At 69.8% G+C, this 22,602-nt stretch carries 24 protein-coding genes; 11 read left to right on the top strand and 13 right to left on the bottom strand.

The features are described from left to right. Positions 1 to 2 precede the first annotated feature (2 nt). Complete coding sequence (locus tag OHB21_RS10695) at positions 3 to 695, top strand: GntR family transcriptional regulator (protein ID WP_067505687.1); 693 nt, start codon at positions 3 to 5, stop codon at positions 693 to 695. Between the two features lie 169 nt (positions 696 to 864). Here OHB21_RS10695 and OHB21_RS10690 read toward each other — a convergent pair whose 3' ends face one another. After that, complete coding sequence (locus OHB21_RS10690; RefSeq protein ID WP_195124601.1) at positions 865 to 1,746, bottom strand: nuclease-related domain-containing protein; 882 nt, start codon at positions 1,744 to 1,746, stop codon at positions 865 to 867. A gap of 154 nt (positions 1,747 to 1,900) precedes the next feature. Between OHB21_RS10690 and OHB21_RS10685 the strand changes: the two genes are divergently transcribed. Further along, positions 1,901 to 2,446: a carboxymuconolactone decarboxylase family protein gene (locus tag OHB21_RS10685; RefSeq protein WP_195124600.1), complete on the top strand. Its 546-nt coding sequence runs from the start codon at positions 1,901 to 1,903 to the stop codon at positions 2,444 to 2,446. Positions 2,447 to 2,802: 356 nt separating this feature from the next. Here OHB21_RS10685 and OHB21_RS10680 read toward each other — a convergent pair whose 3' ends face one another. Further along, complete coding sequence (locus OHB21_RS10680) at positions 2,803 to 3,033, bottom strand: hypothetical protein (protein ID WP_195124599.1); 231 nt, start codon at positions 3,031 to 3,033, stop codon at positions 2,803 to 2,805. A gap of 89 nt (positions 3,034 to 3,122) precedes the next feature. On the opposite strand from OHB21_RS10680, the gene OHB21_RS10675 reads away from it, so the two are divergent. Next, positions 3,123 to 4,136, top strand: a complete 1,014-nt coding sequence (locus OHB21_RS10675) for a GlxA family transcriptional regulator (protein WP_067505674.1) — start codon at positions 3,123 to 3,125, stop codon at positions 4,134 to 4,136. Positions 4,137 to 4,312: 176 nt separating this feature from the next. On the opposite strand, the gene OHB21_RS37435 is transcribed toward OHB21_RS10675, so the two are convergent. Then, positions 4,313 to 4,825, bottom strand: a complete 513-nt coding sequence (locus tag OHB21_RS37435; protein WP_369123285.1) for a type II toxin-antitoxin system antitoxin SocA domain-containing protein — start codon at positions 4,823 to 4,825, stop codon at positions 4,313 to 4,315. 192 nt (positions 4,826 to 5,017) lie between these two features. On the opposite strand from OHB21_RS37435, the gene OHB21_RS10665 reads away from it, so the two are divergent. Beyond that, positions 5,018 to 5,401 (top strand): VOC family protein, encoded by a 384-nt coding sequence (locus tag OHB21_RS10665; protein ID WP_067505668.1) that lies wholly within the window; start codon positions 5,018 to 5,020, stop codon positions 5,399 to 5,401. A 263-nt stretch (positions 5,402 to 5,664) separates the two neighbouring features. Here the strand turns inward: OHB21_RS10665 and OHB21_RS10660 are convergent, their stop codons facing one another. Beyond that, positions 5,665 to 6,510 carry an SDR family oxidoreductase gene (locus OHB21_RS10660; protein ID WP_195124598.1) on the bottom strand — a complete coding sequence of 282 codons (846 nt, stop codon included), beginning with the start codon at positions 6,508 to 6,510 and terminating at the stop codon, positions 5,665 to 5,667. A gap of 99 nt (positions 6,511 to 6,609) precedes the next feature. Here OHB21_RS10660 and OHB21_RS10655 point away from each other — a divergent pair, with 99 nt between their 5' ends. Together OHB21_RS10655 and OHB21_RS10650 are read left to right on the top strand one after the other, a co-directional pair. Beyond that, positions 6,610 to 7,008: a winged helix-turn-helix transcriptional regulator gene (locus tag OHB21_RS10655; RefSeq protein ID WP_067506370.1), complete on the top strand. Its 399-nt coding sequence runs from the start codon at positions 6,610 to 6,612 to the stop codon at positions 7,006 to 7,008. Positions 7,009 to 7,049: 41 nt separating this feature from the next. Beyond that, positions 7,050 to 7,466: a PPOX class F420-dependent oxidoreductase gene (locus tag OHB21_RS10650; RefSeq protein ID WP_067505661.1), complete on the top strand. Its 417-nt coding sequence runs from the start codon at positions 7,050 to 7,052 to the stop codon at positions 7,464 to 7,466. 1 nt (position 7,467) lies between these two features. Here OHB21_RS10650 and OHB21_RS10645 read toward each other — a convergent pair whose 3' ends face one another. From OHB21_RS10645 to OHB21_RS10630, 4 genes are all read right to left on the bottom strand, one after another. Then, positions 7,468 to 8,175, bottom strand: a complete 708-nt coding sequence (locus OHB21_RS10645; protein ID WP_067505658.1) for a polysaccharide deacetylase family protein — start codon at positions 8,173 to 8,175, stop codon at positions 7,468 to 7,470. Between the two features lie 175 nt (positions 8,176 to 8,350). Then, complete coding sequence (gene lpdA, locus OHB21_RS10640) at positions 8,351 to 9,754, bottom strand: dihydrolipoyl dehydrogenase (RefSeq protein ID WP_067511377.1); 1,404 nt, start codon at positions 9,752 to 9,754, stop codon at positions 8,351 to 8,353. A 178-nt stretch (positions 9,755 to 9,932) separates the two neighbouring features. Next, positions 9,933 to 10,955, bottom strand: a complete 1,023-nt coding sequence (locus OHB21_RS10635) for a saccharopine dehydrogenase family protein (RefSeq protein WP_195124597.1) — start codon at positions 10,953 to 10,955, stop codon at positions 9,933 to 9,935. Next, complete coding sequence (locus tag OHB21_RS10630; RefSeq protein ID WP_195124596.1) at positions 10,952 to 11,980, bottom strand: NAD(P)-dependent oxidoreductase; 1,029 nt, start codon at positions 11,978 to 11,980, stop codon at positions 10,952 to 10,954. Before OHB21_RS10630 ends, OHB21_RS10635 begins: the two co-directional genes overlap by 4 nt. Positions 11,981 to 12,104: 124 nt before the next feature. Here OHB21_RS10630 and OHB21_RS10625 point away from each other — a divergent pair, with 124 nt between their 5' ends. After that, positions 12,105 to 12,704, top strand: a complete 600-nt coding sequence (locus tag OHB21_RS10625; protein ID WP_198161803.1) for a TetR/AcrR family transcriptional regulator — start codon at positions 12,105 to 12,107, stop codon at positions 12,702 to 12,704. A gap of 57 nt (positions 12,705 to 12,761) precedes the next feature. Here the strand turns inward: OHB21_RS10625 and OHB21_RS10620 are convergent, their stop codons facing one another. After that, entirely contained in the window at positions 12,762 to 14,828 is a 2,067-nt protein-coding gene (locus tag OHB21_RS10620; RefSeq protein ID WP_067511381.1) for a prolyl oligopeptidase family serine peptidase, read from the bottom strand. Positions 14,829 to 14,870: 42 nt separating this feature from the next. After that, positions 14,871 to 15,413, bottom strand: coding sequence for an AMIN-like domain-containing (lipo)protein (locus tag OHB21_RS10615; RefSeq protein WP_067511382.1), 543 nt, complete (start codon positions 15,411 to 15,413; stop codon positions 14,871 to 14,873). Positions 15,414 to 15,560: 147 nt separating this feature from the next. Here OHB21_RS10615 and OHB21_RS10610 point away from each other — a divergent pair, with 147 nt between their 5' ends. Next, positions 15,561 to 16,535, top strand: a complete 975-nt coding sequence (locus tag OHB21_RS10610; RefSeq protein WP_067511383.1) for a dipeptidase — start codon at positions 15,561 to 15,563, stop codon at positions 16,533 to 16,535. Positions 16,536 to 16,575: 40 nt separating this feature from the next. Continuing rightward, on the top strand, positions 16,576 to 17,982 hold the full coding sequence (locus OHB21_RS10605; RefSeq protein ID WP_195126393.1) for a lipase family protein: 1,407 nt from the start codon (positions 16,576 to 16,578) through the stop codon (positions 17,980 to 17,982). Positions 17,983 to 18,027: 45 nt separating this feature from the next. Here OHB21_RS10605 and OHB21_RS10600 read toward each other — a convergent pair whose 3' ends face one another. The 3 genes from OHB21_RS10600 to OHB21_RS10590 all read right to left on the bottom strand — a co-directional run bounded on the left by OHB21_RS10600 (position 18,028) and on the right by OHB21_RS10590 (position 20,382). Further along, a complete protein-coding gene (locus OHB21_RS10600; protein WP_067511436.1) occupies positions 18,028 to 18,888 on the bottom strand; it encodes an alpha/beta hydrolase family protein in 861 nt (286 codons plus the stop codon). A 58-nt stretch (positions 18,889 to 18,946) separates the two neighbouring features. Further along, positions 18,947 to 19,579 carry a TetR/AcrR family transcriptional regulator gene (locus OHB21_RS10595; RefSeq protein ID WP_228788980.1) on the bottom strand — a complete coding sequence of 211 codons (633 nt, stop codon included), beginning with the start codon at positions 19,577 to 19,579 and terminating at the stop codon, positions 18,947 to 18,949. 347 nt (positions 19,580 to 19,926) lie between these two features. Further along, a complete protein-coding gene (locus OHB21_RS10590; RefSeq protein WP_228788978.1) occupies positions 19,927 to 20,382 on the bottom strand; it encodes a MarR family winged helix-turn-helix transcriptional regulator in 456 nt (151 codons plus the stop codon). A gap of 113 nt (positions 20,383 to 20,495) precedes the next feature. On the opposite strand from OHB21_RS10590, the gene OHB21_RS10585 reads away from it, so the two are divergent. Both OHB21_RS10585 and OHB21_RS10580 read left to right on the top strand, forming a co-directional pair. After that, positions 20,496 to 21,470: an SMP-30/gluconolactonase/LRE family protein gene (locus tag OHB21_RS10585; RefSeq protein WP_195124594.1), complete on the top strand. Its 975-nt coding sequence runs from the start codon at positions 20,496 to 20,498 to the stop codon at positions 21,468 to 21,470. A 192-nt stretch (positions 21,471 to 21,662) separates the two neighbouring features. Further along, positions 21,663 to 22,472 carry a DUF6585 family protein gene (locus tag OHB21_RS10580; RefSeq protein ID WP_228788976.1) on the top strand — a complete coding sequence of 270 codons (810 nt, stop codon included), beginning with the start codon at positions 21,663 to 21,665 and terminating at the stop codon, positions 22,470 to 22,472. Positions 22,473 to 22,602 lie beyond the last annotated feature (130 nt).

The following is a 22,602-nucleotide window of genomic DNA, read 5'->3' as shown; positions in this document are numbered from 1 at the left end:
CGGTGAACGGCAAGGGGCGGGTCCCGCTGAGCGAGCGGGTGTATCGCTCGCTGCGGCGGGATCTGGCCGCGGGCGCGCTGGTCCCCACCGAACGCCTCGGCGAGGAGAAACTGGCCGAGATCTACGGCGCCTCACGCACTCCCGTGCGCGCGGCGCTGGCCCGACTGGAAGCCGACGGGCTGGTGGAGCGCCACCCCGACGGTCTCTACCCGTACCGGCCGCGCCTCGAGGAGCTGGACAACCTGTTCGAGCTGCGAATGGTGCTGGAGACCAGGGGAATTCAGCGCGTGCTCGCCGACGGTGACGCGCACGACCTCACCGTGATCGAGGCGGAACTGGAGTGGTGGCAGCGTTTCGGCGCGGAACCGGGCGAGCCCGGTCCGGCGCTGGTGGCCGCCGACGAGCGGTTCCACCTCACGCTGCTGGCGGCGGCGGGCAACGCGGCGCTCGCCGAGGCGCTGACCGCCGTGTACGTGCGGGTGCGGCCGGTGCGCACGCTCGACCTGCCCACCCCGGAGCGGGTCGCGACGATGACGGCCGAGCACATCGCCATCGCCGAACGCTTGCTCGCCGGCGAGGTGGACCTCGCGCTGCACACCCTGGTCGCCCACATCGGATCGGCCCGCCGCCACGTGCTGGCCCGCGCCGAGCAGGCGCTGAAACTGACTCGGCTCGGGCGCGCCGTCCGCGACTGACGCGGACCAGGGGTCCACACGATCGGGATTGAGGGGCTGGATCGTGTGGACCCTTTGCGCTTCGGTGTGGATCGGGGCGGACCGCACGATCGCCGATCGGACCGGCGTCGAAGGCGCCAATTCGGCAGCGCGGCAAGGTGATCGGACCGGCAGCCGCACGCGGGCGCGATCAGCAGTCGGGTTGGAACGGATAGCAGGTGCGGGGCGCGGCCGGCGGGGGTGTGGGATCGGCCGTCGTGGTGGTGACCGTTCGCTGATCGGAGTTCGAGCCCGGGGTGTCCTTGGCCACGGCCGAGACGATCACGGCCAGGACGCCGACGATGCCGACGCACGCCACGGCGAACACCGTCCACGCCGCGACGGCCGATTTCCGGGTCGGCGCCGGCGGCGGAGCGGGCGCGTGCTGCGAGGTGGCCGCGACCGGAAGGTGCGAATGCGCCGCCAGCACTTCGAAACCGTCGGCGATCAACTCCTCGCGCGAGAGTGGTTCGATGCCGAGCGCCGCGGCCGCGCCGAGGACGCGATCCGCCGACCAGGAGCGCGGGCCGGACGCGAAACGTTCGGTATAGATACGCAATTCGGTCGCGTCGGGCACATTGGCGACCACCACGTCCAGGCCCGGACGCACCGTGGTGTGCGCGGGACGCACCACCACACCCCGGAACGGGATCAGCGCGACCAATCCCGCTACGTGGCCAGGGTTCTGGAGGGCGCGTTCGAGCTGGGTGCGCACGGCGTAGACGCTCCGCTCGAGCCGATCCACGGGGTCGGCGGTGTCCTCGTCGTCGAAGTCGGCGGCGGTGTCGCTGATGGTCCACGGGCCCTCGTCGGTGAGCTTCAGAATGCCGCTCTGCCTGCGGCGGAACCCCTTCACCTCGGCCACCGCGACACCGCGCGGGGTGAACAGCACCGCGTCGACGCGGCGGGCGCCGTTGTCGCCGGCGTGCACGCCGACCGCGAGCAGGCCGGTCGAGCGGAACGAACGCAGGCAGTCGACGAACTCCTGCTCGGCGCCGGAGAGCTGCCCTCCGGACCCGACCTTCACCAGCATGTGTCTCGACCCCTGCCCGACCGGTTCGTTTCCGCGCGCCGCCGACATCCCCGGCGGCGCGCGCCGGTACTGATGATGCCGGTACACACCCGGGAAAACCACTGGAACGTCCATACGCCCCGGTAGGCTCGCTGTCGGTACGGAAGGCAGGGACATGGTTTCGACGTCGCAACCACGCATCGCGCCGGGGCGCATCAAAGAGCTCGGCCCGATCAATTGGGTTGTCTGGCAGGTGCTCTCCCGCGCGGCGGGCACCCGCGACGCCCACTTGTTCAGCACCCTCGGGCGCACCAAGGGGCTGTTCCGCGGCTGGCTGCACTACTCCGGCAAGCTCATGCCGGGCGGCAGGCTGCCCCGGCACGAATCCGAACTGGTGATCCTGCGCGTCGCCCACCTGCGCGACTGCGAATACGAGACCGACCACCACATCCGCCTCGGCCGCCGCGCCGGCGTCACGCCGGAGATTCTCGACCGCCTCCGCACCGGTCCCAGTGCGCCCGGCTGGTCGCCCAAGCACCGGGCGCTGCTCGCCGCCGTGGACCGGATGGTGGAGACCCGCGATATCGATGACGAGACGTGGGCGGAGTTGGCCGCGCATTACGACGAGCGGTCGCTCATCGAAATCGTCTTGCTCATCAATCAATACGAGGGATTGGCCGCTACGATCACCGCGCTGCGTATTCAGCGGGATGGGGTGTAGGGCTGTCAGTTCTCTTGAACGGTGGCCCGTGGACGGAATGGTCGTCTTGGACGGGGGCGCGCCGACAGGGCGGTTCGCTGATCGGGGCGGTCAGCGCAGGGAGGGAACACGGCACGGCGGTTGAGATCGGCGGCGACGCTGTGCGTTGACGGAGTGGGGCGACGAATGGGCCTCCCCCATCGAGCCGCCCATCCTGTACCAGCACGCGCAGTGCGGGGCCGACGTGCACGCGCACGTGGTCTGCGACGAGCACGGCGTGATCCCCGCGGAGGAAGTGGGGGTTCGCATCGGACCGGGAATGCCGCGGAACATCTCGCCGAGCGTCGGGGCGGCACGCGCGCCGGGTGACGGGTGCGCTATTCCGACGGGTTGCGGGCGGGGTGGCGGGGCGGGACCGGGCGGCCGTGGCGGATGCGAGAGGAGGCGTCCAGGCCGTCGGCGAGCTGGCGGACGGTCGAGCGTAGGGCGCGGAGGAACCCTTTGCCTGGCGTGGTGAGGCAGGGCGCCTGGTGCGCGGTAACCGATTCGGCGGCAACGGTTTCGGTGCGGTCGGGCGTTTCCTTGTTGATTTCGTTCGCGATGTCCATACCCCGATGGTGGCAGTGGCGGGCGGTCGGGAGGAGTGGCAGAATCGACATAAAACGATGGAAAATTGCCACCGCCAGAAAGGGGCACGATGACTCGGCCCACGATCGCGGTACCACTCGTCGACGGCATGACGTTGTTCGAGATCGGTATGCCGCTGGAGGCGCTCGGGTACGACTGGGATCCGGGTGCGGCGCCGCTCTACGACGTCCGGCTGTGCGGTGATCTGCGCGGCGTCCGCACGCACACCGGCGCGCGGCTGTCTCCGCAGTATCCGCTGCGGGAGCTCGCGGCGGCCGACACGGTGCTGATCCCGGCCGTACCGCCCGGACGTCCGGTCGGCGAACCGCTGCTGCGGGAGCTGCGCGCGGCCGCCGAGCGGGGCGCTCGTGTCGCGTCGCTGTGCACCGGCACGTTCGCGCTCGCCGAAGCCGGATTGCTCGACGGCCGCCGGGCCACCACCCACTGGCGCCACGCGCCCCTGCTCCAGCGCGTGTACCCCGAGGTCGAGGTCGACGCCCGCGCCATCTACGTGGACGACGGCGGAATCCTCACCAGCGCCGGTTCGGCGGCCGGACTCGACCTGTGCCTGCACCTGATCCGCCACGACCACGGGGAGCGCGCCGCCAACACGATCGCCCGCAACCTGGTGATCGCCGCCCACCGCGACGGCGATCAAGCCCAGTACGTCGCCGCCGAACCGCTCTCGGAACCGGCCGGATGGTTGGACGACCTGCGCTCCTGGCTCCGCGAGCACCTGCGAGAACCCGTCACCCTCGCCGACCTCGCCCGCGCGACCAACACCTCACCCCGCACCCTGGCCCGCCGCTTCGACCGCGACACCGGCACCACCCCGATGCGCTGGGTGGCCGCCGAGCGCCTCGCCGCCGCCCGCGAACTCCTCGAAACCACCGACACCCCCATCGAACGCATCGCCTTCGACGTAGGCTTCGGCTCCCCCGTCACCTTCCGCGCCACCTTCACCCACGACGTCGGCATCTCCCCCCGCCGCTACCGCGCGAAGTTCGCGAGCCCCGGACTCACCCGTGGTCATACACCTCCCCGAACTGCCGCTCGATCCACAGCACATGGAATACCTCGTTGATCCGCACACCCAGCATCGGCAACTTGCCCTTGCACCGGAACGCCACGAACTTCTCCTGATCCCGGAACCGATCCGGGATGGGCGCCCTGATCTCGCCGGGATGAGCTCCGTTCCGTTGCCGTGCCTGCCCGACTGCCCGACCTGTTGCCAACTCAGTTTCGCTCGCTGGTGCAGGGTCAGCGCGAACTGCGCCTGCGCGTCCTTGTCCCGCAACGCGGCGACGTCGAACCCCGGTTGCAGATGATGCAGGCAGAACACCGGAGTGCGGCCGAATCGGCCGGTGGCGCGGGCAGATCGAAGCGTTCGCCGGACGGCAGGGCCGACCGCGTCGCCCTGCGCCGTTCCGCTCGGCTACCGCCCACGTCGCGCGGCGAAATACTCGGCGATTTCGTCGACCGGGATCTCGATATCGCGGACGCTTGGACGAAATGCGGTTGCCACGGCGGCTCGTCGTGCGTCATATTGCGCAGTTTCCACGCCGCGATACCCCCGTAGGTGTTCCACACCTTGTTGAGAAATCGCGTGGTGTCCGGGTCGATGGCATCCCAATCGAAGGGGTCGTCCTCCGCGAGGACGTACGTCGAACCCGTGTTCGATCGCAGCCGCGGGCGGAGCCGCTGCGCCACACTCCAGGACGCCCTGACCAGGGCATGCACTCGCTCATGCCGGACCCCCGCCGTTGGGCGCATGCCGAGCCCGGCGGTCGACACGACCGCGTGGTCGCTCGCCATCCCCGACACCGAGCCTCGGTCACTCCGGCTGGATCCCAGGCGCGGGGCCGGTCGTGTCAGTGACCCACATCACATGGCAGCCCCGCGAAATCTTTCGTACAACATTCACCGCACTCAGTACGGAGTATTTGCCGAAGCCTAGGAGGCGCCGTGCGTATCACCGAGTCCACCCTTTCGCTCAATGTCGCGGATCCAGGGGCTTCGGCCCGCTTTCTCATCGATCACCTGGGGTTTTCCGAATTGATGTCGGCGGACGGCTTCGTGTCGCTGGGACATCCGGAGGCCGGGATGAGCATCGTCTACCTGCGGGTCGGGCTGTCCACCTTCAAGCCCGCGAGTGCGGCGGGGCCGGCGGGTGACGGGCTGCTGGTGGCGTTCACCGTCGAGGACATCGACGCCGAGTACGAGCGGTTGCGCGGCGCGGGGGTGGAGATCGTGACGCCGATCGAGACCGAGGAGTGGGGTGAGCGGTACTTCCAGATGCGGGATCCGAACGGGATCATCCTGCAACTGGTGCAGTGGGTGAACCGGTAAAGCTCGACGCCGAATCCCCCTGCACCCGAATGCATCTCGGAGTCAGATAGTTCCAGATCGACTCCCACGTACCAGGGCGGCATCGACGTCTCGTCGGGCGCGCCGGCAAGTCCACCTGCCGGCGCGCCCCGCGCCGCCTGTGGCCGAGCCGGCGCGGCGAACGGATGCACCTCCACGGCGACGAGGCGCGGGAATCCGGCGGCCCGACTACCCGCTCGGAGCACAGGGCGACATCGACGTAAACGAGGACCACGCATCCGATCTCAGGCCAGGGCGGCGCGGAAGACCTCGACAGGCGGCGTGGGGGCGCGGCCGATGAGCTTCTCGAGATCGCCGGAGGTGACGTCGAGCCAGCCGCCTGCCACACCGGCGTCGGCATCGGCGAGGACCTTGGCGTACGGCTCGGGCAGCCCGGCCTGCACCAGGGCCGCGGCGTAGTCGGCCTCGGACAGGTTCTCGTAGCGGACCGGCTTGCCGGAAGCCTCCGAGATCACCTGTGCCAGTTCGGAATAGGTCAGCCGATCGCCGCCGAGCTCGTACACCTGGCCCGCATGGCCGTCCGTGGTGAGCACCCGGGCGGCGGCCGCGGCGTAGTCGGCGCGGGTGGCGGCCGCGACGGTTCCGGTACCGGCGGCGCCGGACAGCACACCGGATTCGACGGCGTGCGCGAGACCGCCGAGGTAGTTCTCCCAGTACCACCCGTTGCGCAGCAACACATGCGGCACAGTCGATTCCGCGAGCACGGCCTCGGTGCCGCGATGCTCCTGCGCGAGCACCAGTGGACTTTCGGTGGCGCGCGGGATGCTCGTGTACGCGAGCAGGTCGAGGCCCGCGCGCTCGGCCGCTCGAATCACATTGGTGTGCTGCGTGATTCGCTCACCGAACTCGTTGCCGGAGATCAGCAACAGGCGGTCCACACCCGCGAGGGCGCGGTCCAGGGCTTCAGCGTCGGAGTAGTCGGCACGCCGCACGTCCACGCCCCGCTCGGCCAGGCCGGCCACCTTGTCCGGGTCGCGCACGATCGCGACGGGCGTGACGCCCGCGCGGAGCAGTTCCTCCACGACGAGACGGCCGAGCTGTCCGCTGGCTCCGGTGACGGCGACGGTCATGACTTCCTCCAGGGTTGAGTACGGTTCCGCAAGTACTAACTATTCGTAAGCACTATGCATTCCGTCATCGCTGTGGTCAAGGCCGGTACCATCGGATCCATGAGCACCCGGCAGACCGCGTCCGCCGACACCGGCGACCCGACGCTGGAGGCCGACGTCTTCGCGAGAAATTGCACGTCACGCCCCGTTTTGCAGAACGTGGCGAGCCGCTGGGGCATCCTCGCCCTTGTCGCGCTGCGCGAGGGTCCCTACCGGTTCAGCGCGCTGCGCCGCCGCGTCGACGGTGTGAGCGAACGCATGCTCTCGCAGACCCTGCAAGCCCTGGAACGCGACGGCATGGTGCATCGCGAGGTGCACGAGACCATCCCGCCCCGCGTCGAATACACCCTCACCGACCTGGGCGCGGAAGTCGCCGAACAGCTCGAAGGGCTGATCCGGGTGGTGGAGCGGAACATGCCGCGCGTGCACGAGGCGCAGGCGGCCTACCACCGGGAGTGACCGCGCGGAACGACTCGCAGCGCCGCCGGGTTGCACATCATATGGAACTCTCCGAAGGGCTCGAATTCGCGCGCACCGCTCGCCGCTCGGTGCTGGCCACGATCCGCCGCAACGGCCGCCCCCAGCTGTCCAACGTCCTGCACCTGCTCGGCGACGACGACGTCATCCGCATCTCCATCACCGCCGACCGCGCGAAGTACCACAACCTGCGCCGCGACCCGTGGGCCGCGCTGCACGTCACCCGCGACGACTTCTTCGCCTACGCGGTCCTCGAAGGCACAGTGGAACTGACCCCCATCGCGGCCGCCCCCGACGACCCCACCGTGGACGCCCTGGTCGACTACTACCGCGCCGCCTCCGGCGAACACCCCGACTGGTCCGACTACCGCCGCGCCATGGTCGAAGAACGCCGAGTCCTGGCCCGCTTCACCCCCGACCGCGCCTACGGAATGCTGTGAATCACCGCCGCAGCAGGTCGGAGATGGTGACGAAAGAGTAGCCGGCGGAGCGTAGTTCGGTGATGATGCGCGGGACGGCCGCGACGGAGTCGCGGTTCTGGGGGGCGGAGCCCATGACGTGCAGCAGGATGATGGAGCCGGGGCGGACGGATTCGACTGTCTCGGTGACGATTTCGTCGGCGCTCGCGCGCTTGCCGGAGTCGGGTTCGATGTCCCACATGACGGTGGTGCGGTCGTTCTCGGAGAGGTATCGCGGTAGGGCCCACAGCTTTTTGCCGTAGGGCGGGCGGAAGGTGATCGGGCCCGTGTAGCCGGTTTTCGCGATTTCCTCGTCGGTGCGGTCGATTTCGTCGCGCACGGTGTCGCCGGAGACGAAGACCATGCGGCGGTGGTTGTAGGTGTGGTTCCCGATTTCGTGGCCGGCCTCGGCGATCGCCCGCCCCGCCTCCGGGTGGGCGGCCAGGTCGCGGCCGTTCAGGTAGAAAGTGGCCGGGATGTCGGCTGCCGCAAGCACTTCCAGCATTTCGCCGGTGCGCTCGCTGGGGCCGTCATCGAAGGTGAGTGCGACGACTTTGTCGGAGGTGTCGACGCGATCGACGAGGCGGCCCGCGAGTTGATAGGTGCGGGAGTTCATGAGGTGGTACGTGCCGACTGCGAGCAGGATGAGCACAACCAACGCGATCGCACCCCCGATCAAACTCTTACGCATGCCCGCCTCCTTTTCCGCCTCTCCGCGTATAAGGCGGCCGGGTGAGGTCCGGGTTGGTTCGGCCTGCCGTCTCCGGTAAGGGAGGTGGTCGAGTCAGCCCATCCCCGATGAGTTACCCATGTTCTCGCCGGATCAGTTGTCGCGTATGCATCGACTGATCCGGCGAGGACGGTGCTCAGAAGTTGATCATGTGGCCCGCGAGGCCGTGGATCGCTTCCTGGAGGGCTTCGCTGAGCGTGGGGTGGGTGTGCACGTTGCGCGCCAGCTCGTTGACCGTGAGGTCCCACTTCTGGGCCAGGGTCAGCTCCGGGAGGAGTTCGGAGACGTCGGGGCCGATGAGGTGGCCGCCGAGGAGTTCCCCGTACTTGGTGTCGGCGATGAGCTTGACGAAGCCGGTGGCGTCACCGAGGCCGTGCGCCTTGCCGTTGGCGGTGAACGGGAAGGTGGCGACCTTCACGTCGTAGCCCTCGTCGCGGGCCTGCTGCTCGGTGAGGCCGAAGCTGGCGACCTGCGGCTGGCAGAAGGTGGCGCGCGGCATGAACCGGTAGTCGCCGAGCGTGACGGTGGGGGCGCCGCCGATGGTCTCGGCCGCCACCACACCCTGCGCCTCGGCGACGTGCGCCAGCTGGAGCTTGGCGGTGACGTCGCCGATGGCGTAGATGTGCGGCACGTTGGTGCGCATGTAGTCGTCGATCGCGATGGCGCCGCGGTCGGTGAGCTGCACACCGGTGTTCTCCAAGCCGTAGCCCTCCACGCGGGGCGCGAAGCCGACGGCCTGGAGCACCTTGTCGACGGTGACGGTCTCCACCGAACCGGACTTGTTGTCCTTGATGGCGACGGTCACCTTGCTGCCGTCGTCGTCGATGGACTGCACGGCCGCACCGGTGGTGATGGTGATGCCGAGCTTCTTGTACGCCTTGGTGATCTCCTTGGACACGTCGGCGTCCTCGTTGGGCAGCGCGCGGTCGAGGAATTCGACGATCCGCACGTCGACGCCGTAGTTGCGCAGGACGTAGCCGAACTCCATGCCGATGGCGCCCGCGCCGACGATGAGGATCGAACCCGGCAGGTCACGGGTGAGGATCTGCTCCTCGTAGGTGACCACGTTGGCGCTGAGCTGGGTGCCGGGCAGCAGCTTGGTGACGGTGCCCGTGGCGATGATCACGTTGTCGAACGTGACGGTCTCGGTGCCGCCCTTGCTGAGCTCGACCGACAGCGTGTTCGCGTCGACGAAGGTGCCCTTGCCGTCGAACTCGTCGATCTTGTTCTTCTTCATCAGGAAGTGGACGCCCTTGACGCGGCCGTCCGCGACCTTGCGGCTGCGGTCGAACGCGGCCCCGAAGTCGAAACTGGCTTCACCGGAGATGCCGAAGGTCTTGGCCTCCTTGGTGAAGATGTGCGCGAGTTCGGCGTTGCGCAGCAGCGCCTTCGACGGGATGCAGCCCACGTTCAGGCACACACCGCCCCAGTATTTCTGCTCGACGATCGCTGTTCGCAGGCCGAGTTGAGCGGCGCGGATAGCGGCGACATATCCGCCGGGACCAGCGCCGAGGACGACGACATCATAGTGAGAAGTCACGCCACCGAGCCTAACTCCGCCGCCCCGACTTCACCCACCGTCCCCCCGCATCGGTGAGATCGGCGACGGCGGGCGGTGACGATCCGGCGAACGAGACCGTTTCATACGCAACAGCTATTGACGGGCAATCGGGGCGCGCGTCTCCGGATTGCGGACGGCGCCGTGGGCGGTGTTGCACTCACACCGGCTGGGTGAGCCGCTCGTCGACCCGGACCGACACGCCGAACTCCCGCAACCCGTCCAGCAACCGTGGCGAGTCGACCAGGGTCTCCGGCAGGTACAACCCCGGCGCCGGCGGCGTCTGCCCATCCAGCCCGAGCAGCCGCTCGATGGCGAAGGCGATGCCGCGCGCGCTCAGCGACGCGTACCCCTCCGGGTCCACGATCTCGTAGCGGAATCGGCCTCGCCCGCCGGAGCGGTGTTCGCCTTCGATCTCGATGACCGCCTCGTGCGACGGGCTTCCCCCGGTGCGCGAGGTAGTCGACAACCCCTCGGCCAGGTCGATACGCACCGAGGTCGCGGTGCTGCCCGCGCCCAGGCTGAGCACGTCGAGCAGGCCGGCCGCGTGACCTTCGTACTCGGTGCCGTCCACGCCGGCGAACCGGCGGGTGGCGAATTCCGGTCCGGTCCAGTGCCAGCGGCCGTCCCGCACGATCAGCGGCAGCGGGCCGACGCGCTGGATGTACTCGAGATCCACCGCCGAGACGGGCCCGAAGGGATCACCCGGATCGAACAGCAGGCCGATCTCGATCGCGTCGACGATGCGGAACTCCTTCGCGAAATGCAGTGCGGCGACCAGGGGTACACCGCCGTCGCTGTGCCCGAGCAGCACCACGGGCACGGCCGGGTTGTGCAGGTGGTGCGCCACGGTGGGCCCGATCTCGAACACGCCGTCCGACAGCGCGAGATACGGAATCCCCTGTGCCTGCGCGAATTTCAGCGTGTTCGGCGACCGGTCGCGCACCGCCGTGACCACCACGCCGAACCGTGGGTCCGCGCCGAGCCCGAGATCGGCGCGATCCAGATCCACGGTTGTGGTTGTCGCATAGCCGATTTCGGCGGCCAGCGCCTCGGCCCGGTCGATATTGCGGGCGGCGAGGGTGATCGGCAGGTCGGGGTGGAGCTTGCGCAGCAACCGGGCCGTGCGGGAGCCGAGACTGCCGGTGCCGCCGAGCAGGAGAACGGGAGCCTGGTTCGTCATGCCGACACCGCCTCGTCCGAGCTGGTCGCGACGGTGGCGCCGAACTCTTCCATGCGCCGCACGAAATCGACCGGCGCCAAGATGTTTTCGGGCAGATACAGGCCCGGTTCGGGCGCGGGCCGCCCGTCGAGTCCGATCAGCCGCTCCACCGCCAGCGTCACGCCCAGCGCGGTGAGCGGGGCCTGCCCCTGCGGGTGGACGATCTCGGCGTGGACGCGCGCCCGCGTGCCGTCCTTCCTGACACCGGACAGGTCGGCGATGATCTCCGTGGAGAACGGTTCGCCGCGCCGCGTGCTGGCCGAATCGCCGAAGGCGAAGTCGAGCCGGATGTCGCGCGCGTCGGTGGCGGCGTGCAGGCCGATGATGTCGAACGGCGAGTACGCCTGCCCCTCCAGCTCGACGCCGTCGACGCTGCGCACGGTGGCCGCGGCCTCGTCGCCGGTCACCCAGGTGACCTTGCCGTCGCGAATGGTGAGCGCGGCGGGCGCCACGGTGGTGAGGCGCTCGTAATCGTCGGCCGCGGCCTGTCCGCCCATGTCCTGGCCGTCGAGCACCACGCCGATGCGGATGTCGTCGACCCGCTCGAAGTCGGCGGCCAGCTTCAGGACCGGGAAGATCGCCGCGCCGGCCAACCAGTGGCTGCCGAGCACGACCGCGGACCGGCCGGGGTGATGGATGTGCAGCGCGACCTCGGGGCCGATCTCGTAGGTGCCGGTGGAGACGCTGATGTAGGGCAGCCGGTGGGTGAGCGCGTAGCGCAGCGAGTTCGTGGTCGCGTCCTTGACGAAGACGGCGACCGCGCTGAACGCGGCGTCGGCGGGCAGGCCCAGGTCGGGGCGCGCCAGGTCGACGGTGACGCCGACGGCGTTGCCCACCTCGGCGGCGACCGCTTCGGCGCGGGCGAGATCGCGCCCGCCGATGGCCAGCGGCAGGCCGGGATGCAACCGGCGCAGCTGGCGCGCCGTGAGCGACCCCACCACCCCGGACCCGCCGATGATCAGCACCGGATCGTTGCTGTTGGACATGGCCGAACTCCTTACCTCGCGGGACGCATCGTCCCTACTATCCGTAACCTACGATTGGTAGGTTACGGATAGTAGGTTATAAACGAGAAGGCGCTGCCGTCAAGTCCGATGAGGAGGTTCCGTTGTGACAGCCCCCACCCGGCCGCCGAGCAAGCGGATGCCGAAAGCCGAACGGCACGAACAACTCCTGGAAACGGCGCTGGCGATCATCGGCGAACAGGGCGCCGACGCGCTCACCCTCGGCGTGCTCGCCGAACGGGCGGGCGTGAGCAAACCGGTGACCTACGAGCACTTCGGCACCCGCTCGGGCCTGCTGATCGAGCTGTACAAGCGCATCGACGACCGGCAGGCCGCCGATATGACCGAGGCGCTCGCGCACGCGCCGCGGGAATTGGCCGCGGTGGCGCGCGTGATCAGCGTGTCCTACCTGACCTGCCACATCACGGCAGGCCCGGAATGGCACGCGATCTCGGCGGCGCTCAAGGGCAACGCGGAGATGGCCGCCGTCCAGCAGGAACTGGTGGAGCGCTGCATCGAGATCCTCCGCGACGCGCTGGCGCCCTTCTCGGCACTGCCCGCCGGCGAACTGCACGTGCGGTGCGTGGGCCTGATCGGGGCCGCCGAGGCGCTGTCCCAGCGGATCGCGCGCGGACTGCTCGGGGAGGCGCGCGCGATCGACAACCTCACCGCGCTGATCGTCGGCGGCATCGACGCGAAGAACTGAATCCCCCCAGCGAAATTCGGCGCCGACGCGGCGTAAGCCGCGTCGGCGCCGTGGTTTTCACTCCTCCCCGGTGCGCCCCTCCATGAGCATCTGGGTGAAGAACTCGTAGATGAGCGCGGCCTGGAAGGCCATCTGCTTGTTGTCGGCCGCGCCGCCGTGGCCGCCCTCGATGTTCTCGTGGTACCAGAAGGTGTGGCCCTGCTCCTCCAGCAGCGCCGCCATCTTGCGGGCGTGCCCGGGGTGCACGCGGTCGTCGCGGGTGGAGGTGGTGATCAGGATCGGCGGATAGTCGGCGTCGGCGCGCGCGTTCTGGTACGGCGAGTACTTCGAGATGTACTCCCACTCCTCCGGCTTGTCCGGATCGCCGTACTCGGCCATCCAGGAGGCGCCCGCCAGCAGCAGGTGGTAGCGCTTCATGTCCAGCAGCGGCACCTGGCAGACGATGGCGCCGAACAGTTCCGGGTAGCGGGTCAGCATCACGCCCATGAGCAGGCCGCCGTTGGAACCGCCGACGGCGCCGAGCCGGCGCGGCGTCGTGATGCCCCGCGCCACAAGGTCTTTGGCGACCGCAGCGAAGTCCTCATAGACCTTGTGGCGGTTGGCCTTCTGCACCGACGTGTGCCACTCGGGTCCGTACTCGCCGCCGCCGCGGATATTGGTCATCACCCAGGTGCCGCCACGCTCCAGCCAGCCCATGCCCGACGCGCCGCTGTAGGCGGGGGTGCGCGACACCTCGAAACCGCCGTAGCCCGACATCACCGTGGGGCCGGGCGCGCCGTCGTGGTCGCGATGGCGGATCACGAAGTACGGCACCCGCGTTCCGTCGTCGGAGCGGGCGAAGAACTGTTCGGTCTCCACGCCCTCGGCGTCGAAGAACGCGGGCTCCTGCTTGAGCCGGGTGGTGGTGCCGCCGACCGAACCCGCCAGCAGCGTGGCCGGGGTGGTGAATCCGCTGGTATTGAGCATGAATTCGTCGCCGCCCTCGAGCGGGTCGAGGTTCATCACGCTGGTGGTAGCCATCGGCGGCGCGTCGGCCAGCGGTTCCACGGCCCAGCCGTTCGGGCCCGGGGTGAGCACGTGCAGTTTGGTCTGCACGTCCTGCAAGGTGATGAGCAGCAGGTGGTTCTCGGTCCAGCCGTACCCGTGCAGCGAGGTGTGCGCGTCGGGGGTGAACAGCACGTCGAAATCCCGCTCGCCGTCGAGGAAGGCGGCGAAATCGGTGCCGAGCAGCGCGCCCGCCGGGTAGCTCACGCCGCCCACCTCCCACGGCGACTTCAACCGGATCAGCAGCCAGTCCTTGTACCAGGATTCGCTCGCGTCGGTCGGCACGTCCAGGTGCCGCAGCGACCCGTCCTCCTCGAACAGGTACACCTCTTCGTTGAAGAAATCCGTTGCGCGCCCGACGAAGTGGCGCTCGTAGCCGGGGGTGCGGTCGTAGCCCGCCGAGACTGCCACATCGGTCGCCTCGCCCTCGAACACCGTCTCGGCCGCCGCGAGCGGCGTGCCGCGCAGCCAGCGCTTCGCGATGCGGGGGTAGCCGGAGTCGGTGAGCGAGCCGGGCCCGAAGTCGGTGCCCACATACACCGAGTCGATATCGATCCAGCGGATCTCCGACTTCGCCTCCGGCAGGTAGTAGCCGCCCTCCGACGGGTCGACGAACTGTCTTGTCTCCAGGTCGAATTCGCGCACGACCTTGGCGTCCGCGCCGCCCCGCGACAGACTGATCAGCGCGCGCGACTGCTCGGGACGCAGCACGGCCGCGCCGCCCCACACCCAGTTCTCGCTCTCCGCCGCGCCCAGGGCGTCCAGGTCGATGAGCACGTCCCACTCCGGGGACTCCTTGGCGTACTCGGCGAACGTGGTGCGCCGCCACAGCCCGCGCGGGTGCGCGGCGTCGCGCCAGAAGTTGTACAGCCACTGCCCGCGCCGGCCCGGATAGGCGATCTTGGTGTCGGTGTCGAGCATGTCGAGGATCCGCCGCTCCAGTTCGGTGAACCGCTCGGTGGCGGCGAAGCGCCGTCCGACCACCTCGTTGTGGGCGCGAGCCCAGTCCAGGGCCCGATCGTCGGTCACTTCTTCGAGCCAGAGGTACGGGTCGGTCACGTTCTGTGGGGCGCCGGTCATGCTCCACATTGTTGCCCAGCCTCGGTCACATCGCGTGCGCGGTTACCAGAAGTGTGCGACGTCGATCACGACCCGCGACCCGGCGCCCGGCCCGTCCAGGGTGAACACCCGCACCGGCAGCCGGGCCCGCACCCCGAGCCCCAGCGTGGTGCTGCCCTCGAACGAGCCCGCCCACGCGACCTGGCGGAAGGTCGCGTACCCCGCGACCGCCGCCAGTTCCGCCCGGTCGGCGGGCGAATAGGTGGCGCGGCCCGCGTGGTCGTAGGACGGCGCGTGCGCGGTGACGACCAGGAACGCCCCGCCGCGCAGCGGCACCGGCTCGCCCGAGCCGTCCTTGGTGACCGCGTCGGTGTAGGCCACGTGATAGCCGGGCGCGGGGCCCGCGAGATCGACGACGAGCCGGTCGAAGCAGTCGTGACGGCCGGCGCGCACCCCGGTCACCGTGGCCGCCGAATGCTTCGGCACCGATTTGTCGAGCGAGCCCCAGACCAGGCCGCAGTAGGGAGACGCGCCGGCGGCACCGGGGACGAGCAGGAGCCCCAGTGTCGTCGCGAGCGCGGAGATCAGGACGAGTACGCGACGCACGTCGCACCGCCTTCGGCAGAGAATGGTCGATCACCTGGTCCATCGGCCGGCGGAAAGTCGGTGTTAGGCACGGTTGTGTCGCGGAACCGTCTCGGATCGATGGCTTCGTAGGATCAAAGATCCGAGACAACACCCGAGGAGTCCGCCGTGGCACCCTTCTTATGGGAACAGCACTGCTGTCTGCCCTTGCTGCCGAGCGCGGACATCGCCGAGCTCGCCCGGTACCCGCGCGGGTCGTACCTGTCGGTGAACGTCGGGTACTCGCTGCACGACACCGAGCGGGCGCTGGCGCTGGTGCGCCAGTTCCGGCGGGATGCGTTGGTGGACGGACGATTCCGTCTCGTCGACGGGGTGGACGACCTCGGCGACCCCGACACCATCGCGCTGGCCTTCGATCTGGAGGACTCCCGCCCGCTCGGCGGCGACCTGGCCAACGTCGAGGTGTTCGCCGAACTGGGCGTGCGCTCGCTGCTGCCGGTCTACAACCACGCCAACGCCGCGGGCTGCGGCTGCCTGGACACCGACGACACCGGATTGACCGCCTACGGCAAGGATCTGGTGCGCGCGCTGAACGAGGCGGGCGTGTTCGCCGACGGCGCGCACTGCTCGCGGCGCACCGGCCTGGACATCGCGGCGCGCACGCAGGTGCCGATGATCTACAGCCACGCGAATTTCGCGGGCCTGTGGGCCCATCCGCGCAATATCACCGATGAGCAGGCCAGGGCGTGCGCGGAGACGGGCGGCGTGATCGGGGTGAACGGCGTGGGAATCTTCCTGGGGCGCAACGGCGCCGACGAAAGCGTCGAGCGGGTGGAGGCGATGGCCGACCACGTCCAGTACGGCGCGGAACTGGTGGGCATCGACCACGTCGGCATCGGCTCGGACTACTCCTTCGACGGCGACGACTTCAACGCCGAGATCGCCGCCCACCCCGAAGCGTTCTCCGAGGAGTACACGAAGTACGGCCCGCTGCAATGGACCCCGCCGGAGGATCTGATCGGCACCGACTCGGCGCCGGGCCTGGACGAGGTGCTGGCGGCGCGCGGGTTCACGCCGGCGGAGATCGCGGCGGTGTTCGGCGGGAACTTCCTGCGCGTCGCGAAACAGGTCTGGCGCGGCTGATTCGGCCCACCGGAACTAGAACACGTTCTACGATCGAGCGGTGATCAATTCGACTCGAAGAGCACGACGTGGATCCGCCAGGGGGACGCACCGATCTCCGTACCGGCGATTCCTCGGATACATCACCGCCGCCGCCGTCGCCCTCGGCGTCTCGATGACGACCGGCGCGCCCACCGCCTCGGCGATCCCCGATACGACCGACCCCTTCTACACGCCACCCTCGACGCTGGCGCAGGTGCCGCCGGGCACCATCCTGCGGGTGCGCGAGATCCAGTCCAGCGCACTGCAATTGGTGCCGATGCAGGTGCGCGCGTGGCAATTGCTCTACCGCACCACCGATTCCGAGGGCAATCCGTACGCCGCGGTCACCACCGCCCTGGCCGGGCCCGGCGCGCCGACCGCGATCCTGTCGTTCAACAGCATGATCGACGCCATCGCGCCCGATTGCATGCCCTCGCGCACCCTGCGCACCGGCTCGGGGTGGCTGGACCCGGCAAAGTTCGGCGGGCCGGTCATCCTGTCCACCACCGCGAACGAAGCGCCGATGATCGCGGCCGGGCTGCAACAGGGATGGGTGGTGTCGGTCCCGGATCTCGGTGGTGTGCAGAACCGTTTCCTCACGCCGAGGGAACCGGGGTACGTCGCGCTCGACGGCGTGCGCGCGGTGCGGAACTTCACCGCGCTCGGGCTGCCCGCCGATATCCCCAGCTTGTTCTGGGGGTACTCCGGCGGCGGCATCGCGACGGCGTGGGCGGCCGAACTCCAGCCCACCTACGCGCCGGAACTGAACGTGGCCGGGATGGCGGTGGGCGCACCCGTCGCCGACCTGGCGACCGCGCTGTACAACGGAAACGGTTCTCCGGTGGCGGGATTGGTCGGGATCGGCGTGGCCGCGCTGCGCCAGGACTCACCGGAACTCGCCGCGCTCGTCGACCGCTCGACCACGCCGGAGGGCAAGCACCTGATCGACCTGGCGGCGGCGAGCTGCACCCCGCAGAACCTGCTGAACTTCATGCTCCGCGATGTGAATACGCTGCTCACCGTGCCGCTCTCCGACCTGGTCGAGCACCCGATCACCCGCGGCCTGCTCGCCGAACGCCAACTCGGCCGCGGCGCGCCCACCGCACCGCTCTACGTGTACAACGCCGTGGACGACGAGTTGAGCACGATCGCCTCGGCCGACGCGCTGGTCGAAAGGTACTGCGGCACGGGCACACCCGTCACCTACCGGCGCGACGTGATCCCGTCGGCGGTGTCGGCGCACGTGTTCGGCTGGGGCCTCGGGGCGCCGGGCGCCTACGCCTGGCTCAAAGAGCGCGCCGCCGGGCCCCGTCCGGCCGGGTGCGACGTGCGGACGATGTCGACCCCGCTGAGCGCGCCCGCGCTCGGCACGCTCGGGCCTGACTATCTCGCCGGACTGTTCGCCGCGATCACCGGGGTGCGCTGATCGCGCGCCGCCGGGTCCGGACACATCGGGCCCGGCGGCGTGAAATCAGCGGTCGCGCAACCACTTCTCGATGCGGTCCACCGTGGAGTCCGGGTCCGGAATCCAGCCGTTGTGGCCGAGCCGTTCGGGCTGGCGCCAGGTGGTGATGTCGGCGTCGGGCATCTTGCCCAGCAGGTGTTCGGCGGAGCCGCGCGGGGTGAGTTCGTCACCGGCGATGGTGATCGAGAGCACCGGCAGCTTCAGCCGGGCGATGCGCTCCTCGTAGTCGATATCCGCGCCGACCGGGACGAACCGGCCGGTGCGGGCCAGGCGCGCCCAGTCCGAGACGAGCACCTTCGACTGCGGGCCGAACCCGCCGACGGTGATCTTGTCGCCCGGCCAGAACCCCGCGACGCTCGCGGCCAGCGAGGCCGCCGTGGTGCCGAAAAGCATTCCGGGCGCGAATAACCCGCGATAACCGCGGTAGTAGGGCGTGCCGGAGGCGATGAGGATCAGCCCGCCCAGCCTGCCGCGCACGCGCGCCGCGTACAGGACGGCGAGCTGGCCGCCCATGCTGTGCCCCAGCAGGTAGGGGGTGCTGGCCGGGAACCGGTCGCGCACCACCTGCATCATCGCCGGGAAATCGACGGAGACGAGTTCGTGGTAGCCGTACGTGCTGGTGGGGCTCGGCCGCGGGCGGCTGTCGCCGTTGCCGCGCAATTCGCCTATGGCGGCGTCGAATCCGCGCGCGGCCAACCGCTTGGCGACGAGTTCGTAGTAGGCGCCGGGCACCCCGAGACCGGGCACGATCACCACCACCGGACGCGGCGCGTCGGGGGTCACGGGATGGCGATGCTCGCCCCGCGCCGCGACCAGGCGCACCGGAATGGTGCTGCCGTCGGGCACCTGGATCGGCACTGTCTGCATGCCGCGCACCGTACCCCGCGCGGCGCCGGACTCTCCACGCACGTCGCGGCCGCCGGGATCAGGCGCCGACCGCGCCCATGATCACCCGGCTCAGCACCCGGATGACGTCGTCGAGCGGGGGGCGCGGGTCCGATCCGCTCCAGGAGTCGACCACGTAGTTGACCGCGCCGATGATGGCCAGCACCCGCATCTCGTAGTCGCCCGGCGGGATCTCGCCGTGCATGGCGGCGTCCTCGGCGGCGCTGGCCAGCAGCGCGCCCCAGACGCGGCGCAGCTCCAGGCGGAACTTCTCCACCTTGGGCCCGGCGCCGACGACCTCGACGAGGGCGACCCTGGCCTTGCGCGGGTCGGCGCCGATGGTCTCCACGTAGGCGCGCACGGCGGCGTCGATGATCTCGAGCGCGCCGGAGTCGGCCTTCTTCGCCAGGGCGGCGGTGACCGCCTCGCGCGATTCGCGATCGATCTGCTCGTACAGTTCGAGCAGCAGCGATTCGCGTCCGGTGAACTCCTCGTAGAACTGGCGCGAGGAGAGCCCGGCGTCCTTACAGATTGCGCCCACCGAACTGTTGGCGTAGCCGTCGCGAGCGAAGACCGTCAGACCGGACTCCAGAAAACGCGCACGCCGCTGGCGCTGCCGGTCCTCGACGGGCTGCCCGGCGTACATACGTCCCGTATTCGCATCCTGTGACATTGGGGCAGACAATACCGAAGCGCCCGATCCCCTCGTCATGGATCGGGCCCTTCGTCTCGCGCCTCAGCCGGCAGCGCGTTAGCCGAAAGTTGGCAGAGGGGAAGGCGATGCCGCCCCGACGCCGCGGAACCGGAGCCGAGCACCGTCGTGTCGACTCGCACCAGCAGCACGAATAGGAAGCCGTTCCCGCGACCACTCCGATTCGTCCTCGGCCATTTCGGTGTCACTGATGATTTGCCGACACGGGAGGTTCCGAGCGTGGCAGCGCCCGCCGAGGCGTGAAGCCGACCCGCTGCGTCCGGCACCGTCGCGCCTGGTCGTAGCGCCGGCGGCGTCGGTTATCGGCGCTAGCGGCCGGACTCCGCGAGGCGGGCCGCGTCGAAGGCGTCGGCGCAGCGGGTGAGCAGGTCGAGGAGGGTGTCGCGCTCGGCGTCGGTGAAGGCGGCGGCGACGGCGCGTTCGACGCGGATCGCGCGGGCGTCGGCGTCGGCCATGACGGCGTTGCCGCGCTCGGTGAGGCGGGTCTCCAGGACGTTGCGGTGCCAGGCGTGCGGCGTGCGCTCGATGAGCCCGCGGTCGGCGAGGTTGGCCAGCACCGTGTTGATGGTCGGCGGGGTGACACCGCACAGCCGGGCCAGCGCGGCGGCCGAGATACCGGGGTTCTCCGAGAGGTGCAGCAGCGCGGCGTACTGCGCGACCGTGACGCCCGCCGGTTTCAAGGCCGCGTGTTTTGCCGTGGCGAGGGCCTGTTCGGCGCGTTTGACATACGAACCGATGCGGTCCTCGGCGGGCATGGACGTCATGGAGGCATCGTATCCACCCTCCGATTCATTCGAATCTTGACGATCATTAGAACTCTAATCTAAATTCGTGCCGACATGTAAGACAGAGTTCTATTGATCGCAAGGGGTCACCCATGTCGGCCACCCGACTCACCGCCGTAGCCGTGCTCGCGGCCGTCCTCGCCGCCTGCGGCAGCGCCGAACCGGAAGCGCGGGTCCAGACCGCGTACGAATTGCCCGGCGACCGCGTCTATCCCGAGGGCATCGCGCTGGAGCCGAACACCGGCGTCACCTACGTCGGGTCCTACGAGGACGGCTCGGTGTACCGGGCCGAACCCGGCGCGCCGCGCGCCGAGGTCTTCCTGCCCGCGGGCGCGGACGGGCGAGCGACCGCCAACGGGTTGGCCGTGGACCCGCAAGGGCGGCTCTGGGTCACCGACTCGACCAAAGGGGTCACCGTCTACGACACGACCAGTCGCACGGCCTTGGCCCGGTTCGACGTCCCGGATGACGATCCCCGCTTCGTCAACGACGTGACGATCACCCCCGACGGCACCGCCTACCTCACCGACAGCGTGCGCGCCGTGCTCTACCGCGTCACCCCCGACCAGGTGCGCGAAGCCGCGGCGCAGGGCGGAAGTGGCGCGCTCACACCGGCATTCGACCTCACGCCCGAACTCGCACCGCGCGAGGCCGGCGCGGCCAGCCTCAACGGCATCGTGGCCGCGGAGTCCGGGCGGCACCTGCTGGCGGTCGACATGATCGCGGGCCACCTGTACCGCGTCGACCTCACCGGGGCCGCGCCCGCGATCCGCCGCGTCGCGCTGGACGGCGGCGACCTGCGCAACGGCGACGGGCTGGCCCTGCGCGGCGACACCCTGTGGGTGGTGCACAACATGGACGAGATGGTGTCGCGCTGGACCCTCACCGACGACGCCGCCGCGGCCCGGCTCGACGACCGATTCACCGACGAAAGCCTCGACGTGCCAACCACACTCGTGCGCAGCGGCGACCGGCTGCTGGTGGTGGCGTCGCAGTTCGACAAGGGCGGGCCCGCCGGGCCGGGGACGCCGGGACCGTTCCGCGTTGTGACGGTGGACGGGATCTGAGGGGGGTTGCGTGTGGCGCGCGCGAGATGCGCGGCCGCCGGGCCGGCCTCGGATGCGGATGCGGATGCGACCGTAGGTGAGCCCGGCGCGATAGCGAGGACACATGGCGGACAACGGCTGCGGGCGGGGTGGCGGTATTCGGCCGGGTGGCATACGCTTCGCGCGGATGAAAACCGCCTCATGGAGGGACGATTGACCACTCCGACCCTGCCGGACGACGGTGCGGACGGAACCGAGGTCCGGCGCACGGTGCCGCTGACGCAGCTGGTGCACCTGATGGCCGAGTACGAGAAGCTCGGCGCCCACCGCCAGACCTTCCTGGCCGCACCCGTCAGCGACACGTTCGTGCGCGGCTGCGGGATCGTCGCGGGCGGGCTCGCCGCCGTCGGAATCATCAGCGCCGCCGCGGGTTCCCCGGCCGGCGGGGCGGCGATCTGGCTGGTCGCGCTGGTGCCCGCCGTCATGGCGCTGCTGCGCGGCAGGCAGAACCGGCGCAACCGCGCCGCGCGGCTGGACCTGTTCGACAACGGCATGACGGTGTACCGCTCCGGTGAGCGAGTGGCCGGATTCCGGTGGGACACCGCCGAGGTGCGCCAGCAGGTGATCCCCTTCCAGAACACCGCCCGGGTGGACTACGCCATGGAGCTCACCGGGCCCGGCGGCGTCAAGGCCGCTTTCGACGACACCGAGTTCGCCGAGGCGCGCGAATGGGGCCGCGCCATCCAGTCCGCCGTCACCGGCACCCAGCTCCCCCGCGCCGTCGCCACCATCGACGGCGGCGGCAGCGTGCTGTTCGGCGACCTCGGCCTGGACCTGCACGCGCTCACCTACCGCGACCAGTTCTACCCGTGGGAGCGCATCCAGCTCATCGACGCCCGCGGCGGCCTGGTCCGCATCAAGGTCGACGGTACCTGGATCTCGCTGACACCCGTCGCCACCATCCCCAATTTCTACATCTTCAACGAACTCGCCGAGCGCCTGCGCCTGCCCGCCACCGCGTGAATCGCCCGCGGCGACAACGGCTCCCGCACCACACCCGGCGAATTCCCCACCGCGACAGCGCGAACCGATTCCAGCGCGCCAATCCCGAGCTACCGCACCGCAATCCCCCGAACGCGACGAAGGCCGGTCC

The sequence above is a fragment of the Nocardia puris genome, assembly GCF_036051655.1.
Classification (GTDB): Bacteria; Actinomycetota; Actinomycetes; order Mycobacteriales; family Mycobacteriaceae; genus Nocardia; species Nocardia puris.
This window is presented reverse-complemented; position numbering and strand designations above follow the sequence as displayed.